This window comes from Cupriavidus pauculus, from assembly GCF_022179805.1.
GTDB lineage: Bacteria > Pseudomonadota > Gammaproteobacteria > Burkholderiales > Burkholderiaceae > Cupriavidus > Cupriavidus pauculus_E.
Map to the genome: position 1 here is coordinate 29,086 of NZ_BPUO01000022.1, position 15,984 is coordinate 45,069.

The window sequence follows — 15,984 nt, forward strand, 5'->3', positions numbered from 1 at the left end:
CAATCCTCGAAGGAGTTCACCATGGCACAAGCATCCGCAAACATCACGCTACCGGTTTCACCGGACCGCGTCTGGCAACTGATTGGCGGTTTTGATTCGCTGCCCGACTGGCTGCCGTACATCCCTAAAAGCGAGCTGAGCGAGGGCGGCCGCGTACGTCGCCTGCTCAATCCCGATGGCGATGCCATCGTCGAACGGCTCGAAGCCTTCGACAACGCGGGGCGCAGCTACACGTACTCGATTCTGGAAGCGCCGTTCCCGGTGACTGGCTACCGGTCCACGCTGCGCGTGGTTGGCGTGGCGGGCGCCGATGGCAACCTGGCATCGCGCGTGGAGTGGTCGGGGCAATTTACGCCAGCCGGCGTGAGCGACGAAGACGCGTCGCAGTTGTTCGCTGGCATTTATCGCGACGGGCTCCAGGCCCTGCAGGCGACGCTGACCGGCGCCGCCGCACAATGAAAAAAGCCCCGCGCGATGTGAAGTCGCGCGGGGCTTTTCGGACTGCAGGCAGACCGCTTACGGCCGGTCGACGGAGATCGAATAGAACGGGTTGTTCGATTGGACGTTGATCGAAATGGTCAGGCCCGTGTTGGACAGGTTCATGCCGATGGACTCGGCCGCACCGGGCAGGCCGTTGACGGGCAGCACTTCCGGACGGTAACGCAGGCCAACGGACGGCCGGTTGTCTTGCCACGTGTCGATACGGCCATCGCTGCGCTGGCGCGTGTAGGTGCTGGTAGCCGGGTCGACGGCAATCACGGTGTTCGAGAACGTCGTGATGTCGGTGCCACCGGCGGGGTTCAGCGCTGCGTCCCAGTAGGCGTTGGTAAAGCCCACTGCCGGCAGTGCGCGTGCGACCGGATGGCGTGCGACCATGAATCCGTCCGCATGCACGATCACGATGGCCAGTTGCCCATCCACGCCTTTGAAGCCGAATGCGCGAGCGGTGCCGGTGGTGTCGGTAAGATCAAAGCCACCGCTGGCGTTGGCCGAGAACGTCGGCAGGTCGCTGGCCGGCCAGGGCTGGCCGCAGCCGCTCAAGCCGCAATCGGCAGCCTTGGTGAACTTGCCCGCGGCATCCACCGTGAACTGGATCAGGCCCGAGCCGTAGTTGCCCGGGTTGGTCTCGCGTTCAAAGCTCATCGCCACCCAGTCGCCCGCCAGTTCGGACATCGGAATGGTCTGCTCCGGAATCAGCAGGCTCGCTGCGCCGGCGCGACGCTCCAGTCCGATGCCGGACTTCGATACCAGCAGTCGGGCATCGTTGTTGCCGAAGCGGCAGGCTTCAGTGGCATTCGTGTCGAAGTGCTCCGATGCGCTTGTGGCGTCGTTGGTGCGATTGAGTGCCACGGCATCCACGGTGAAGCGCTGGATCGTGTTGGTGGTCAGGTCCACCTTCTGGTACTTGCCGCTGCGGTACGACGCGCAGGTGGCCGAGGCCGGATTCAGCAGCGTCTTGATGCCGTCCGTCGAACCCTTGTTGGTGGCCACCGCATCGGACAGGTCAGCGATCGACGTCTTGGACGAAGCGAGCGCGTCGCCCAGGGTATCGAGTCGCTGGTCGAGCGCGTTGCCCGGCGTGCTGCCATGTGCGGCGACGAGCGTGTCCTTGAGCGGGTCCACGCCGGTCAGATCGACCGTGCCGGTCAGGATCAGCTTGACCGCTTGAATCGCGCCATTGAGACCGTCGGCATTCAGCTTCGATTGCGCGGTGGCATCGAAGCTGTCGAAGAAGTCCTTGGTGTTGCCGCCGGCCAGCGATGCCGTGACCAGTTCGGTCAGCGGCGTGATGTTGGCCACTGCGGTCGTGCCGGTACCGGCCTCGATCACCGAGTGGAGCGTCACGTTGTCAGCCGTAGTGACGCTCAGCACACATGGACGCTTGGCGTCCGGGATGTTGATGACGAACGTGCCATCGGCGGCCGTGGTGGCCGTACCACTACCGGATGCGCATTTGGCCTGCACGGTGGCATTCGCCAAGGCCGCGCCGACTGCCGCCGTACCGGATAGCTTGGTGGTCGTCGTGCTGGGCGAAGGTGAAGCTGACGAACCCGACGACGACGTCGAATCGGAACCGCCACCGCATGCGCTCAGCGCTGCGGCGGCGATTGCCACGAGAAAAAATCTTGTTTTCATGAACCGGATCCCCCTGTCGTTATTCAGAAAGCGAGAGACGTGCATGGGCCGTCTTCGCGGTGCGATTCTCTGAAATGGAAAATTCACGCGCATCATTCATTTGGATGAAAACGCGTCAATCCCCCGATTCGCGGGGAATGACTCGACACGACGTTGTGCGAAGCTGAATGCAGCCCGCTAGAGGCTTGTCGGCGCAATTGCCGACCAAAAGGAAAAAAATCCTTGGGGGAGGAAGGCTTGCAACGGGACCATTTGATTGGCGACCTTTATGAGGCCGCATTCCGGCACGACGGGTTTCTCGACGTGTTTCAAACAGTTGTCGAAGCGTTGGGTGCCACCGGATTCCATATGTTCAGTTGGGATTCGGAGCGCAATGTCCCACATCTGGCGGCCCACACGTCGGACCCACACTGGGATTTCGTCGTGGCGCTATACGACCAGTACTACGGCGCACTGGATCCGCGGCGCGAAGTGGTTGCCAAGGCACCCGTCGGCCAATTTCAGTTCTGTCAGGACTACGTTAGTGACGCTGACGTCGCACGTAGCGAGTTCTACCAGGACTTTCACATTCCAACCGGTTTCCGCTACCTGACCGGTGCGCGCCTTGCACGCCCGGGTTCGGACGACATCCTGCTTGGATTAGTGCGATCCAATGATCGCCCGGCTTATTCGGACGACGAGCGGCAGGGTATTGATGACATGGCGTCCCATTTGCAGCGCGCGGTCAATCTCTGGCTTGACGCACGCGTGCTGCATCGTGATGCGGCGGTAGGTGCGGAAATGATGGCGCAATTGGGCGTGGCCCTGTTTGCACTCGACAGCAGTTCGAAAGTTGTATTTGCCAATCCGTCGGCGGAAACCATGCTGCGTGCAAACAACTGCCTGAAACTCGCGCATGGACGACTTTCTGCCAGCGTGGCAGCAGAAAACGCGAAGCTTCACGCGGCAATCGCCCGCGCCGCGAAATCGCGGCACGGCGAGAGCCTGACATTGCGATCCGCGGCGGGCCTGGAGCCGGAAGTCTTTCTTGGCATCAGCCGGCTTCCGGGCCGCGATACCGGTATGGCGTTCGGTCACGCGGAGATTCTGGTCACGGCAAGACGCAGGAGTGCGGCGCCGATGGTTCGCGCGTCGCAATTGCAGCAGGCATTCGGATTGACGGCTGCGGAGGCCGCCGTCGGCGAGGCGCTGATCGGTGGCAAGACCCCAGACGAATATGCCATTGCGGCCAGCGTTTCCGTCGCAACGGTCCGGACGCAACTGCGGGCGATCTACGAGAAGACCTGCACGCGCTCGCAGGCCGAAGCCGTCGGCACAATGCTGTATCTTCTGCCACAGACCGAAGCAGGGTAGTGATCAAAAAATGACCGGAGGTGGCAAATATGGATATGGAACTGAGCGGCAAGCGTGTATTGATTACGGGCGGCAGCCGTGGCATCGGCCTGGCGTGTGCCCAAGCCTTTCTGCGCGAGGGTGCCAAGGTAGCGATAGTGGGCCGCAGCGAGGCAAACCTGACCGCCGCGCTGACGACACTGGCTGGTAAGTTTCCCGACGCCGCACCGGTCACTGCCGCAGCCGACCTGACGGACGCGAACAGCGCCGCGCGCGCTGTGGATGCGGCCTGGTCCGCGCTCGGCGGCATCGACATCCTGGTCACGTCGGCCGGCGCCGCGCGGCGCACCCCGCCCGCGGACCTCACGCCGCAAGCGTGGCGCGACGCCATGGATGCGAAGTATTTCAGCTACATCAACGTCATCGATCCCGTCATCAAACGGATGGGGCGGGGTGGAGGTGGCGCCATCGTCAATATCGTCGGCATGGGCGGCAAGGTCCCCAGCCCGACCCATTTGCCGGGCGGCGCGGCCAATGCCGCCCTGATGTTGGCCTCGGCGGGCCTGGCCAATGCGTACGGACGGTTGGGGGTACGGGTCAACGCGCTCAACCCTTCGGCCACGAGTACGGACCGGCTGAATCAAGGACTGGAGGCCGAAGCGAAACTTGCTGGCACGACGGTGGAAGAAGCCCTGCGCAAGGCCAATGACCGGACCGGGCTTGGACGGCTAGCAAAGCCCGAGGAAATCGCGGATGCCGTGCTGTTTCTGGCGTCGGCGCGTGCCAGCTATATTTCTGGCGCGATTCTCTCGATCGACGGGGCTACGACACCGTTCGTGGTCTGATGGGGCTTGGGGGTGGAGGACGTCCTTCACCTCCCGCTCCGCACAACAACCTACTCGCCGACACGCGTATAGAGTTTGTTGACGATATACCACTCGGAGTCAATCTTAAGCATCGACAGGAAGTTGAAGTAGTTGTTGCCGGTCACCTTGACTTGAACCTTGGCAGAGGCAATCTTGCCGATTACGTCAATGGAGTGAACCGACATGCCGTATGGCTCGTTGCTCGAAGCCGGACTTTGACGCTTTGCAACGCCATCGAGATAGGCGTCAAGTGTCTTCTGCACCGTTTCGCCACGGACTTCGGCAAACAAGAGTGCTTCAGGGTGGAATGCGGAACGCAATGCGCTGACATCACCATCGTAAATCGCGTCAAGGTAGGTCTGTAGAAGTTCCAGGACCTGCTGATGCTCATTGTCCACGGAAGGCCTGCGGTTTCTGTTGAACATGATGCGATGACTCCTGACGTTAGGCGACGGACCGCGGCGAGCCTGGTCCGTGGCTATTGAGGTTGCGGTGCCTGCGTCAGCGACACCGACTGATACCTGTCATTGTGGTCAACGGCCTTCGCAAGATCATCGGGGTCGGCCGAAAATCAGTTGTTCCGTGGCGTTGAGAGTGCTTCCGCGAAGCAGTGCTTGAGGAGATCTACGGCCGAAGGACGCGGGTACTTGTATCGCACTGTATCTGGCGAAGTCGTGGATACATATGCGGACCAATTCAGGGGGTGTGCGCTATTGGGGCGATACATCGGCGCGTTCTACTGCGCTGCATGTCGTCAGTACGAGCCATCGGAATTTTCGGCCGTCCTGACGCGTTCCATACCGACAAGCAGACCGGAGGCAGCACTTCATGACAATCATCGCGGACAAGATCGACCGGAATATCGTGGATTCGCTTCGGGTGCAGACCTACACCCACGGCGTCATCGGCCCAAGCCAACCGATGCTGGGGCCGCTAGCCGATGGCGGCACGCTTTTGGCGGGAACGCCGCCCGGCTGCTGGGGGCCGATGATCACCCCGGCTTTCGAGGGCGGCCACGAAGTAACGCAGCCCGTGTCGATTGCAGGCGCCGAAGTTGGCGATGCGGTGGCGTTGAAAATCCGGAGAATGCGTGTCAGCTCGATCGCCACCTCATCGGGTGTGATGGAGTTTGTTGAAGGCCGTTATCACGGCGATCCGTTCGTGGCAAAGCTCTGCGCGCAATGTGGTGTCGAGCACCCGGCTAGCCATGTCGAGGGGATCGGCGACCATGCTATCCGCTGCGACAACTGCGGCGCGGAGGTCAGCGCATTTCGGTTCAGCCATGGATATGTCGTGGTGTTCGACCACGAGAATCAACTCAGTCTCACAGTAAAGCAGGAGATTGCAGATCGGCTGGCTGGCAAGGCTTCGGAGATGTCCGCGTTGCCTGAACTGGCAGCGCAACATTCGATCCTGTCGCTGGCACGCGCCGACATGGCGGGTGTGGCTTCACGCATGCGGCCGTTCCTCGGCAATATTGGTACAACGCCGGCCCGCGATCTTCCAGACTCGCACAACTGCGCCGACTTCGGGCAGCACCTGATTGGCGCGCCGCACCGTTTCTCGATGACACGCGAGGAGCTGCATGCCGCCAAGACCGACGGCCATATGGATACCAACACCGTGCGCGAAGGCGCGATCCTGATTTGCCCGGTCAAGGTTCCAGGCGCAGGGGTCTATCTTGGCGACATGCACGCGCAACAGGGAAATGGCGAGATCGCCGGACATGCCACCGACGTGTCGGGGGAGACTGAACTGCAGGTCGAGGTCATCAAGCACCTGACGATTGACGGGCCCATCCTGTTCCAGAATCTCGACGATCTGCCGCCGCTGGCGCGCCCGATGTCGAAAGAAGAGCGGCAGAAGGTGGGCGAGCTCGGCGCACGCTGGGGGCAGGTTCAGATCGAGGAGTCGGCGCCGATCACGTTCATCGGTAGCGGCGTCGATCTGAACGCCGCAACGAAGAATGGCCTGCAGCGCGCGGCCGATGTCACTGGCCTGCCTTACGACGAAGTGCTCAATCGCGCCACGATCGCCGGATCGATCGACATCAGCAGACTCCCTGGCACGGTGCGCGTGACCTTCATGTGCCCGCTTCCGGTGCTGGACCGCATCGGTATCGGCCATCTCGCGCGGCAAAAGTATCAGCTTGACTGAAGCAGACGGCCCGCGCCCCAACTGATCGGTGATAATCGGGGCCAATCATGCATCCAAGGCGTCTGCCATCCCATGCAAACCGATTATTCACTGGCTTCCCCGAAATCTTCGACGGTGATGGACCGACGCGCGTTTCTGGCATTGGGTGTTGCAGCGGGAATTACCGCCTGCACCTCCGGACGTATTGGAAGCGAGACACCCTGGCGCCCCTCCGCCGGCGCGGTGACCATCGACATGCACAGCCACGCGGGTCGGCTGGCGATGTCGCGAGACCCGGCTTCGGGCGGCAATCGTCCGTTCCTGCCAGTCGGCGCGCAGATGCGAGCGGGCGGTATGAACGTCGTCTGCCTTGCCGTGGTCATGGACACCCCCGTCACGCGTGTCTCGTCCGATCGCAAGCGCTTCGAAGCATGGCGCCAGCCCGAACCAGGGGAGTTGTACCGGATGTCGCAGCAGGCGTTTCAACGTGCAAAGGCGCTGGTCCAGCACGAGGGGATCGCCGTCATCACGCAGGGTAGCGCGCTACGATCCGTGGATGCGTCCGCGCCACGGGCCATCATTGCGTCGGAGGGTGCGGACTTCCTCGAAGGCCGGCTGGATCGTGTCGATGAAGCCTTCCATCAGCACCAGCTGCGTCAATTGCAACTGACCCACTACCGCGTGAATGAAGTAGGCGATATTCAGACTGAAGCGCCTGTTCACAGCGGCCTGACCGATTTCGGTGCCGACGTGATCCGCCGTTGCAACAAGCTAGGCATCGTGATCGACGTCGCGCATGGCACCTATGAACTGGTCAAGCGCGCCGCAGCGGTCACGACCAAGCCATTGGTGCTGTCACACACGGCTCTGGCCACGCGTCCGGGCACGCGCAGCCGCCTCATCACGCCGGATCATGCGCGCGTTATTGCGGCGACGGGCGGTGTGATCGGCATCTGGCCGAATGCCGGCACTTTCCGCGATTTGCAGGATATGGCCAATGGCTTCAAACGCATGGCCGATGTCGTCGGTGTGGATCACGTCGGGCTAGGCACCGATATGCTTGGCTTTATTTCCCCACCCGTGTTCCAAAGCTACGAGCAACTGCCGGCGCTCGGCAATGCCTTGCTCAAGGCAGGATTCTCGCAGGCCGAGACCGACTTGATGCTCGGCGGCAACTATCGGCGCGTGTTCGAGGCTTCGGTTGAAGGCTAGTGCCCCAGAACGAGACCGTAACTGGACATGATCGCCGCCAACTTCTGGCGATCTGGCGGCCCGCCTGCATTCACCACTTCCTGCACATCCAGAAAGTACTGCGCACCCAGGTCAGGCGTCAGTATGACAAGGGCTTTGGCGGTGGTTTGGTGCGGGTTGCTGAACGCATGGATGGAACCCTTGGGGGTATGCATCCACTCGCCCGGCGCCAGATCCCTGGCAACGCCGTCAACGGAATAGCGGATGAGCCCTTCCAGGGCGTATATGCATTCTTCGTTGTGGGTGTGACTATGCGGCGGAGGCACATTGGCTCCCGGCGCAATCGTCAACTCGAAGACGCCCATGGTCTTCGTGGCGGCCCCGTCAATGAGATAGCGCACTGTCAGGCCACCGATTGCGATGGGCTCGAGAGCGGATGCGTTTGCAGTCATCGCGAAAACTCCAAACAGAAAGAGCCGCCAACCGCCGCGCCGTCGTCCAGCCGGTTCAGTGGCTGTTGGGGTCGCGAGCGTCCAGCGCGCTGTCCATCTTGGTAGTCAATGCAGGCAAAGTCAAACAGCGAGCGTGGGCAAGGGCGCTTGTCATTGCCGCCGCAGCACGACATGCGTCGCCTTTTCTGAGGCCACGGAAGTCACGCATGCGTATCCCAGCGCCGGCAGGTCGAGTCCGTGGAACAGGGACTCGCCACGGCCAAGCAGCACCGGCGAGATCGCGACGTGCAATTCATCGATCAGGCCCGCCGATAGAAACTGCCGGATGGTGTCGGCGCCGCCGCCGATGCGAACGTCCTTGCCGCCAGCAGCGGCGCGCGCCAGATCCAGCGCCTGGCGGATGCCGCCGGTGACGAAATGGAACGTCGTGCCGCCTTCCATTTTCAGAGCGGGGCGCGCGTGATGCGTCAGGACGAAGGTCGGCACGTGGTACGGCGGGTTGTCGCCCCACCAGCCTTTCCAGTTTTCGTCCGGCCATGCGCCACGAATCGGCCCGAACATGTTCCTGCCCAGAATCCAGGCGCCCACGTTATCAAAGCCACGCGCCGCGAAATCGTCGTCGATCCCGGTCGTCCCGCCGTCTTTGCCGAACAACGTCCGCTGGAACGTGCGTGTCGGCAGCAGCCACTGATGCAGGTTGGTGCCACCAATGCCGAGCGGGTTGTCGATGTCCTGATCCGGGCCAGCGCCGAATCCGTCGAGCGAGATGGTGAAGCATTCAACGCGAACACGTGTCATGGTTTGTCTCCGTTTGCATACGTCCAACCGCTGGCCAGCGCAAAGCAGGGCGGGTAACGGCCCTATTGCGCGAGGAAATCGACAATCGCGCTCACCGTGACCTGCGGCTTTTCTTCCATCAACCAGTGACCGGCACCGGGAACCACCAGTTCCTGGACGTTGACCGCCGCGTTTCGCATGACGATCGCCTCGTTCTGGCCAAACGACTTCTCGCCGCCAATTGCCAGCACGGGCATCGTCAGCTTGGTGGCCAGCGATTTCTGATTGTCTTCGGCGTCCTGGCGAATAGCCAGGAATTGCGCGAATGCGGAATGCATGGCGCCAGGGCGCGCATAAATGCGGGCATAGTGAGCGCGCGTGGCCTCGTCGATTTTGGACGGATCGCCCGCGAATTCATTCCAGAATCGATCCAGGTAGATTCGCTCCCGGCCTTTGACCAGCCGCTCGGCATCGGGCCCGCCAAAATCGAAATGCCAGAGCGCGGGCATACGAACGATCTGCTCCCACGGCGGCACGCCAGGCACCGGGGCGTCCATGACCACGAGCTTCCGGGTCTTGTCCGGATAACGCGTCGCATAGGCAAATGCGACCATCGTGCCGATATCGTGACCCACCACGTCAGCCTGGTCGATATGCAGTTGCGTCAGCACCGACCGGATATCGCCGGCCTGCGTACGTTTGTCGTAGCCGCCAGCCGGATGCGACGACAAGCCCATGCCACGCAGATCGGGCACGACCACCGTATGGTTCCGCGCCAACTCGGCCGCCAGCGGCGCCCACATATCGCCCGTGTCACCAAAACCGTGCAGCAAGACCACGGCTGGCCCGCTTCCGCCAACCCGCACATGCAGTGTGGCACCCTCGGTCTTTATGTCCTGATTCCGAAAACTGGACGGGTACGGCTTTACCTGGGCCTGCAATGACTGGCAAATAGCGAACAAGGCAAGGGCGGCGAACAGTCGGCGCATGTGTTTTTTCTCATTCTTGTTGGGAAGGTTGCCGGTAAGGGCGCCGAGGCCAGACGCAGGTGCTACGCGTGGCGACATGCAAGAGTAGTGCACGCCGCGTGGGTGGGGGTTGATTGGTCAAATGAATGGCGTTAACACAACAGTTGCTTTTTTGTGCCTAATACACATCATGAAGCCATGAGCCTCTCTGGCGCCTTCTCCGCGTGCTGTGTTGGTACGAACGGACGAAAAAGGCCATCCCTGTGACAACGGGACGGCCTTCAATACTTCTGCACGCATCGGCCCAACCCATCGCGCAAGCGAAGTTGGCGACCCGCTCGACGCAAGGGACCGCTATGGACTGTGGTTCAACCGGAAAGTGACACTGGGGCGCGACGAACCGAGCCGTCTGACGCGCTGACCACCTTTTCTGAACTCGAGAAGTACTTCCCCATGTTGGCGCCAGGGCGCCGGTAGGCGGGAAAGAATCCGTCCAGGTTCTTTAGCGTGGCGTCGTCGCCGCCGGACAGCGCCACGTAGCGGTTGGCGTCAAGTACCAGGCGCTGGGTCCGGTAAATATGCGTGTCTGGCGAAAAGCCGCGCTTGAACTCGAACAGCGAATCGTTGGCCGATCCCAGCCCGCCGCCCAGGTGCAGATAGTGCATGCCATTGGCCTGGCCCCATTCGCGCGCCGTGTGGATCAAGGTTTTGGTCGGTTGGTGGCGGCGATATTCCCAGTCCCAGGCCGACAGGTGGTATTGCATGATTCCGCTGTCGCGTGCCACGGTGAACAGTGCCGCGCCAATCGTGCAATCCCCTTCCTCGGCCACGAACAGCAGCAGGTCGTCTCCGAGCCCGCGTGCCAGCGCGCGGTAGTACAGCGCGTCAAAGAAGTAATAGGGCGACGCCTGCAGGCGCGTCATCGTCGCGTTGTACAGCTCGATAAAGCGCGGCAGCCCGGCGAACTCCCGATCCAGCCGAACGGTCACGCCGGCGCGCCGCGCGCGATTGATGCCCTGCTTGTGGCGCGCCTGTGTCTCCTGCCACTGCCGCTCCGCACTCTTGGTCAGGTCCATCCACACCGTCTCGCCCTGCTCGACTACCAGCCCCAGGCCGCTGTCCCAGCCGGCATTGAGCAGCGGGTGCATACGGATAAACCATGACACGCACCCCCGCTCGCGCAATAGCGCGATCGCCGCACCCAGCGCCTCGTCGGCAAAGCCGGAAGGCGCGTCGTGGCTCAGCACCGGGCCACCGTAGCCATAGGCCGAAGTGGCATCCCAGCTATCCCGTCCGATGGGGCGGCGCAGCATTGGCACCAGCAATTCGTGGGCGCCGTCGGTCACCCGTACCGCGGCAGCGCTACCGTGATCGCTGCGTTCCGCGGCGATGTACCAGCCTGGCGTGTGGTGGCAGTCATGGCGACAGCGTGAAAGTGTGTCGCGCCACTCCGGGCATGCCGGTTCCAGCAAGCTCGTTTGCATAGATACCTCCGTATCCCTGGACGCGCTGCTAGTTCTGGTGAAGCAGGCGTCATTGGTCGGACAGTGTCAGTTGCAAATAGGCGCGAAATCTGCCGGTGCTCCGGGAGACTGTGGACGACGTACCTACGCCGGAACCGCGCCGTAAATGACCGACACTGCTAGCGGAAGGGATCGTCAGGTGCGGGGTGGGCGATGGGGGATGGGCAGGTCGGGCCCGGGTAGCCAGGTACTGGCAACTTGAGGTGCCTGTGCCTTCCGGGTGCCGGCGGCAGGCAATGTGCGGAACTGCAGCAATAGCTGCTCGGCAGGATCCAGAGCAGGCGTGGATTGTGTTTCCGCGGCGTCATCTGGCACGAAGGAAGCGTGCGCCATACGGTCGGCGCAGCAAACAGCCAAATGCTCCACGCGCTCATTGCTTTGGACATCGACGATCATCTCTTCGCTGTTGAGCGCCGACGGCGACAGCGCTGCACTTGCCCAGCCTAATAGTCCGAGCAGAGCAAAGACAAGAGAGATAAGGCCAAGCCTGGTAGATCGCACGGGCAAGATGTCGGGAAGCAGTCCGTGAAGAGTACACCCCTTGCAAGCGACATCACTGTTACCTAGGTCACACATCGAAAGTGCGGCTGCCGGGGGCTGCCCAACTGCGCTCGCGCAGCCATCCGGACCCTTCGCTTGCCATTACGTTTCATCCCATGAAAAAAACGACTGATCTGTGTCCTTTTAAATCATCAACGTAATGGGAGAGGGGGGCTAGACTTCTTCACGTGCCACACCGCACGCGAAGCGCAGCAATTCACTTCACTTACCAGGTCTGACCGGCCTTCGTTCTCCACCCATGAAAACCATTCTTTTTCTCGGCGCCACGTTCCTCGCCGCATCTTTCTCCGTCTCCGCGATTGCTGGCCCTGACTTCTATGTCATCGAGAAGGCCCGCGAGGCAAAGCATGCCGAACAGCACGCGACCGAAGCCCAGATGCAAGCCTCTGCACGCACCTCTGACGTGACGTGCAAGTGACGACGGTGATTGGCCAAGGGCGTCGGTTCAACCAGCGCGTTGCGCGCCGCCCCAGCGTGACGCCTAGACTGGCTTGGCGCTTCCGGCGCAGTCATGGATGTGAGTGCGCCGAGACCGCGTTTTACATGGAGATCGCGCAGCCATCTCTCATGGTGTGTCGTCCAGCGCCTCCAGTCCACGTTTCAGTTGCTCAAGTTTCGTCTTGAACTCCGACGATTTACGCCACTGCTTCACGCGGTGCAGAAGCTCGTCGACGCTTGCCTGCTTCAGCGCGTCAATGTCTTCGGCCATTTCGAGAAAATCTTTCACCGCACGTCCGTCGGGATCATTCCTAAAATCCGCTTCATGCTTTCGCACATACGGCACGAGGACATCCATCATCCGTCCCAATTGCCGCCCGTAGCTGTATCGGCTGCCGATGCGCTGCTCGGCTTGCGGATCGCTCGATCCGGCGTAGTTGACGTTCAGAAATCCGACCTGGCCAACCGCCTCTCCCCAGGTGCGAATCCACTGAGTCACGTCGCCCGAAAGCGGCATGCGGTCTTCAGCCATCTGGCGCGTCATCCAGGCTAGCCACGCCGCCCAGAATTCAGCCCAGGCCTGCATTTCCCATGCCGGTTGTGCCCGGCGAGTCTCGTCTGCGGTCATGGCACCCCTCTTTTTCTTCGCTTATGTTGGCCAGCAGCATTGGCTAGGTCTAAGAGTAGTGCACCGCCGCACCAACCGGCTTGGCCTGCGCATACCACTCCGTAAACTTCGCCGCACCCCAAAGCGCCGCCACCGTCAAAGCCACGCCCGCTTTCGCATGGTTTTCCATCACGACGTCAGCCAGCGCCATGACACCAAAGGCTGCCGCCCAGCAGGCCGTGATCACATAGTTCTTGCGCAGGAATGCCGGGTGGCTGACCACTTCCGGCGCCACGCGCTCGGCCGCGTATTGCAGCGTGAAGGGCATGCGCGCACCCATTGAGGCCAGCACGATGGCCAGCAGACCGCCGTCCACCAGCAGGCGCACATGCGGCAACGACCAGTCGGGCTGGGCGCGCAGCGCGTACAGCGCGAGGCCGCCGAACAGGATGGCGGCGCCGATTTCCAGCAGCTTGAGGTGGCGGCCGGCCATGCCGTCGCGCACCAGCAGGGCGACGGCTGCGAGGGCGCCGGCAGTGAGTCCGAGCGCGTTGCCGGCAACGTGCGTCACGAGCGCGAAGGCGAGAAAGGGAAGAAAGCCCAGTAGCAGGTTCATGTTGTGTCTCCAGGAGTTCGGGGTTGCTATGGGTAGAAGCGTAGCGGCGCAGAATGAGCCGAAAATGAGCGCCCGCCGGGAACCGTGCGGTCAGTCGGTGGAAGGCGTAGACGGGGAGGACGGGGCGGCAACAGCAGGGCGCAGCGGAAACAGCCAGATCGCAGCTGCGCAGCCCACGGCGCCGCCGAGCATCGTTTCCCATGCACGGGCCGTGAGCAGCGCGATGGAGTGCTCACCGGCGGCGGCGAGCGTGATGACCAGTGCGAACGCAAAGGCACCGCAGGCGATGTCGTAGCGCTCGGGCAGGGCCATCGCATAGACCACCATGGCGATGGAGGCCGCGATCCAGATCAGCAGCGGATCATGGGCTGCCAGCGGCAGGAGCAGCAGCCCCAGCGGCACGCCCACGAGTGTGCCGGCGATACGGCGTCGCACGCGGTCGAGCGTGCCATCGGCAGTGCCGGCCACCACATAGACGCAAGCGGTCACCGCCCAGGCCGATTCGGTCAGGCCGAACGCGCAGTTGAGCAGCACCACGGCCAGCGAGCCGGTGGCCGCCTGCAGCCCCATCACGAACTCTGGCGACAACGCGTTGGTGCCACTGACAGTGACGGCCACGGGTTGCGGTGTCGCCGGCGGGCGTTCGGCCGGCCCGCTCAACAGGCGTGGCACGACGCACGCCACGGCGGCCACAAGAAAGGCGGCGCCCAGCGCGCCCAGGTCGGGCGGCCCCAGCCCTGCGCCATAAGCGAGCAATTGCCCGATAAAGACCTGCGAGCCCACGCCAGTGCCCAGCACGCCGAAGCGCCGGCAGTAGCCCGCCAGAAAGGCGCCGCTCACGAGTATCCATTCGGGGTCGGTGCTGCCCGCGGCGGCCAGCACCGGAGAAAGCAGGGCGAAGGATGCGGCACCCAGGTCCGCCGCAAGACAGAGCGCGGCCAGGTCGCGCGTCGACTCCAGGCGCGCATGCCGGGCCTCCGATACGCTGGCCCACAGCGCGAAGCCGGCGGCGAGCGTGGCAATCCGCTGGCCGCCGGTGATGCCGTGCGTGACGGCTGGCAGGGCGCCGAGTGCGGCGGCGATGCCGTAGGCCGTGATCAGCCGCAGACCCTTGATGCGACGATGCACGCCCGGATCGACCCGTTCCAGCCAGGCAGCGAAACGCGCCAGCCACCGACAGCCGCCGGTAACGGCGGCGCGGGTGACGCTGGCGAACGTAGTGACGTTTCGGTCCGTGCGCATGGTCCATCCTGGGCGGACATCGGCGCCCGGTTACTTCCAGCCGCCACCGGGCAGGCGGCCATGGTAAGGCGTGTCGCGGCAGTGTCCCCACGGGCCGCGCCAGTAGCCAACGGGGCAGCCGTTGGGACGGACCGTGACCACCGGCAACGTCATCACGGGTTCCACGGGGCGGTAGACGACGGCCGGGCCGGCGAAGTGGCAATGTCCCCAGGGGCCGCGCCATCCGCCGGGGCCGCAGCCTTCGGCAGCATAGGACGTCGAGGCCGATACCAACAAGACTCCGGCGACGGCCAGTACGGTTGCAAGGGTTCTCATGATGGCTCTCCCGGTGCGCGATTTCAGTAGGCGTGGCTGCTGGCGGTGGCGGCAGCGGCTTCCATTTCGGCCTGTGCCTGATGGAGCAGGGCGATGGCCCGGCCGGCGTGGCCGCCCAGCGCGTAGTGGTTGGCCCGCTGTGCGGCCTGCATGCGCTCGATGGCCTGTTCGGCGTGGACGCTGGCGGCTTCGATGTTCGGGTGCAGTTCGGAGTAGTAGCCGACATCGGCCACGGCACAGCCGGAAACCAGCGAAAGGGCCAGGGCGCTGGCGGCGATGAATCCAAGACGGTTCTTCATGATGTTCTCCTGTTGACTTCTACTACTTGAGACTTGACTGGCGCTTTGACTGGCTTAGTGGTGCCAGTAGCCAAAGCCGACATGCCAGGGGTGATACGGCTGGCCGTACCAGCCCGGACCGGTGATGTAGCCAACCGGCGTGGCCGGCACGTAGGCCGGTGCGGCGTAGGCGGGCACCGGCGGGTAGTAGACCGGCGGCGGATAGGCGACCACGGGTGCGGCAGGCACCGCCATGACCGGGGCGGAGAACCCGACACCAAAACCGACAAACGTGTGTGCCTGGGCCATTCCCACAAGGCCGCAGCTCAGTGCCACGGCGACTACGGCTTGCTTGGTGAAAGTCATGATCGGCTCCTTTTGTTCTGGGTATTCGGGTCAGCGTCATTGCGGGCTCGGATGTCTGGAGTGTGGTGCCCGAGAATGAGCCGAAAATGAGATGGGGCAATCGCCACTTTTTCCCGAGCCGCCGCCGGTACGGAGTTGCCGGGATTGGCAGAACGCCACCCGCCACGCACACTGCATCTC

19 protein-coding genes are annotated in these 15,984 nt (G+C 62.9%); 6 read left to right on the forward strand and 13 right to left on the reverse strand.

The features are described 5' to 3' along the window. Positions 1 to 21 precede the first annotated feature (21 nt). Entirely contained in the window at positions 22 to 459 is a 438-nt protein-coding gene (locus MFF62_RS28560; protein WP_238266973.1) for an SRPBCC family protein, read from the forward strand. A 57-nt stretch (positions 460 to 516) separates the two neighbouring features. Here MFF62_RS28560 and MFF62_RS28565 read toward each other — a convergent pair whose 3' ends face one another. Then, positions 517 to 2,136 carry a hypothetical protein gene (locus MFF62_RS28565; RefSeq protein WP_238266975.1) on the reverse strand — a complete coding sequence of 540 codons (1,620 nt, stop codon included), beginning with the start codon at positions 2,134 to 2,136 and terminating at the stop codon, positions 517 to 519. Between the two features lie 222 nt (positions 2,137 to 2,358). On the opposite strand from MFF62_RS28565, the gene MFF62_RS28570 reads away from it, so the two are divergent. Further along, positions 2,359 to 3,489: a helix-turn-helix transcriptional regulator gene (locus MFF62_RS28570; RefSeq protein ID WP_309295923.1), complete on the forward strand. Its 1,131-nt coding sequence runs from the start codon at positions 2,359 to 2,361 to the stop codon at positions 3,487 to 3,489. 29 nt (positions 3,490 to 3,518) lie between these two features. Beyond that, positions 3,519 to 4,313, forward strand: coding sequence for an SDR family oxidoreductase (locus tag MFF62_RS28575; RefSeq protein WP_238266977.1), 795 nt, complete (start codon positions 3,519 to 3,521; stop codon positions 4,311 to 4,313). Between the two features lie 50 nt (positions 4,314 to 4,363). Here MFF62_RS28575 and MFF62_RS28580 read toward each other — a convergent pair whose 3' ends face one another. After that, positions 4,364 to 4,759 carry a nuclear transport factor 2 family protein gene (locus tag MFF62_RS28580; RefSeq protein WP_238266979.1) on the reverse strand — a complete coding sequence of 132 codons (396 nt, stop codon included), beginning with the start codon at positions 4,757 to 4,759 and terminating at the stop codon, positions 4,364 to 4,366. Between the two features lie 403 nt (positions 4,760 to 5,162). On the opposite strand from MFF62_RS28580, the gene MFF62_RS28585 reads away from it, so the two are divergent. Next, the gene (locus MFF62_RS28585) at positions 5,163 to 6,491 is read left to right on the forward strand and encodes an acetamidase/formamidase family protein (protein ID WP_238266986.1); all 1,329 of its coding nucleotides are present in this window, start codon (positions 5,163 to 5,165) and stop codon (positions 6,489 to 6,491) included. A 72-nt stretch (positions 6,492 to 6,563) separates the two neighbouring features. Beyond that, on the forward strand, positions 6,564 to 7,682 hold the full coding sequence (locus MFF62_RS28590) for a dipeptidase (protein ID WP_238266987.1): 1,119 nt from the start codon (positions 6,564 to 6,566) through the stop codon (positions 7,680 to 7,682). On the opposite strand, the gene MFF62_RS28595 is transcribed toward MFF62_RS28590, so the two are convergent. The 5 genes from MFF62_RS28595 to MFF62_RS28615 all read right to left on the reverse strand — a co-directional run bounded on the left by MFF62_RS28595 (position 7,679) and on the right by MFF62_RS28615 (position 11,882). Continuing rightward, positions 7,679 to 8,113 (reverse strand): cupin domain-containing protein, encoded by a 435-nt coding sequence (locus MFF62_RS28595; RefSeq protein ID WP_238266989.1) that lies wholly within the window; start codon positions 8,111 to 8,113, stop codon positions 7,679 to 7,681. The two genes, MFF62_RS28590 and MFF62_RS28595, sit on opposite strands and share 4 nt — an antisense overlap. Positions 8,114 to 8,263: 150 nt before the next feature. Further along, entirely contained in the window at positions 8,264 to 8,911 is a 648-nt protein-coding gene (locus MFF62_RS28600) for a dihydrofolate reductase family protein (protein WP_238266991.1), read from the reverse strand. A gap of 62 nt (positions 8,912 to 8,973) precedes the next feature. Further along, complete coding sequence (locus tag MFF62_RS28605; RefSeq protein WP_238267056.1) at positions 8,974 to 9,879, reverse strand: alpha/beta fold hydrolase; 906 nt, start codon at positions 9,877 to 9,879, stop codon at positions 8,974 to 8,976. 347 nt (positions 9,880 to 10,226) lie between these two features. Then, the gene (locus MFF62_RS28610) at positions 10,227 to 11,342 is read right to left on the reverse strand and encodes a GNAT family N-acetyltransferase (RefSeq protein WP_238266992.1); all 1,116 of its coding nucleotides are present in this window, start codon (positions 11,340 to 11,342) and stop codon (positions 10,227 to 10,229) included. A 174-nt stretch (positions 11,343 to 11,516) separates the two neighbouring features. Continuing rightward, on the reverse strand, positions 11,517 to 11,882 hold the full coding sequence (locus MFF62_RS28615; RefSeq protein WP_238266993.1) for a hypothetical protein: 366 nt from the start codon (positions 11,880 to 11,882) through the stop codon (positions 11,517 to 11,519). A 298-nt stretch (positions 11,883 to 12,180) separates the two neighbouring features. On the opposite strand from MFF62_RS28615, the gene MFF62_RS28620 reads away from it, so the two are divergent. Next, complete coding sequence (locus MFF62_RS28620) at positions 12,181 to 12,360, forward strand: hypothetical protein (RefSeq protein ID WP_238266994.1); 180 nt, start codon at positions 12,181 to 12,183, stop codon at positions 12,358 to 12,360. 147 nt (positions 12,361 to 12,507) lie between these two features. Here the strand turns inward: MFF62_RS28620 and MFF62_RS28625 are convergent, their stop codons facing one another. The 6 genes from MFF62_RS28625 to MFF62_RS28650 all read right to left on the reverse strand — a co-directional run bounded on the left by MFF62_RS28625 (position 12,508) and on the right by MFF62_RS28650 (position 15,804). Beyond that, entirely contained in the window at positions 12,508 to 13,008 is a 501-nt protein-coding gene (locus MFF62_RS28625; RefSeq protein WP_238266995.1) for a hypothetical protein, read from the reverse strand. A gap of 49 nt (positions 13,009 to 13,057) precedes the next feature. Continuing rightward, positions 13,058 to 13,603 carry a hypothetical protein gene (locus tag MFF62_RS28630; protein ID WP_238266996.1) on the reverse strand — a complete coding sequence of 182 codons (546 nt, stop codon included), beginning with the start codon at positions 13,601 to 13,603 and terminating at the stop codon, positions 13,058 to 13,060. 90 nt (positions 13,604 to 13,693) lie between these two features. Then, positions 13,694 to 14,845, reverse strand: a complete 1,152-nt coding sequence (locus tag MFF62_RS28635) for an FUSC family protein (RefSeq protein ID WP_238266997.1) — start codon at positions 14,843 to 14,845, stop codon at positions 13,694 to 13,696. A 30-nt stretch (positions 14,846 to 14,875) separates the two neighbouring features. Then, positions 14,876 to 15,160, reverse strand: coding sequence for a GCG_CRPN prefix-to-repeats domain-containing protein (locus MFF62_RS28640; protein ID WP_238266998.1), 285 nt, complete (start codon positions 15,158 to 15,160; stop codon positions 14,876 to 14,878). Positions 15,161 to 15,183: 23 nt separating this feature from the next. Further along, positions 15,184 to 15,459, reverse strand: a complete 276-nt coding sequence (locus MFF62_RS28645) for a hypothetical protein (protein ID WP_238267000.1) — start codon at positions 15,457 to 15,459, stop codon at positions 15,184 to 15,186. A gap of 54 nt (positions 15,460 to 15,513) precedes the next feature. Continuing rightward, positions 15,514 to 15,804 carry a hypothetical protein gene (locus tag MFF62_RS28650; protein WP_238267003.1) on the reverse strand — a complete coding sequence of 97 codons (291 nt, stop codon included), beginning with the start codon at positions 15,802 to 15,804 and terminating at the stop codon, positions 15,514 to 15,516. Between the last annotated feature and the right edge of the window lie 180 nt (positions 15,805 to 15,984).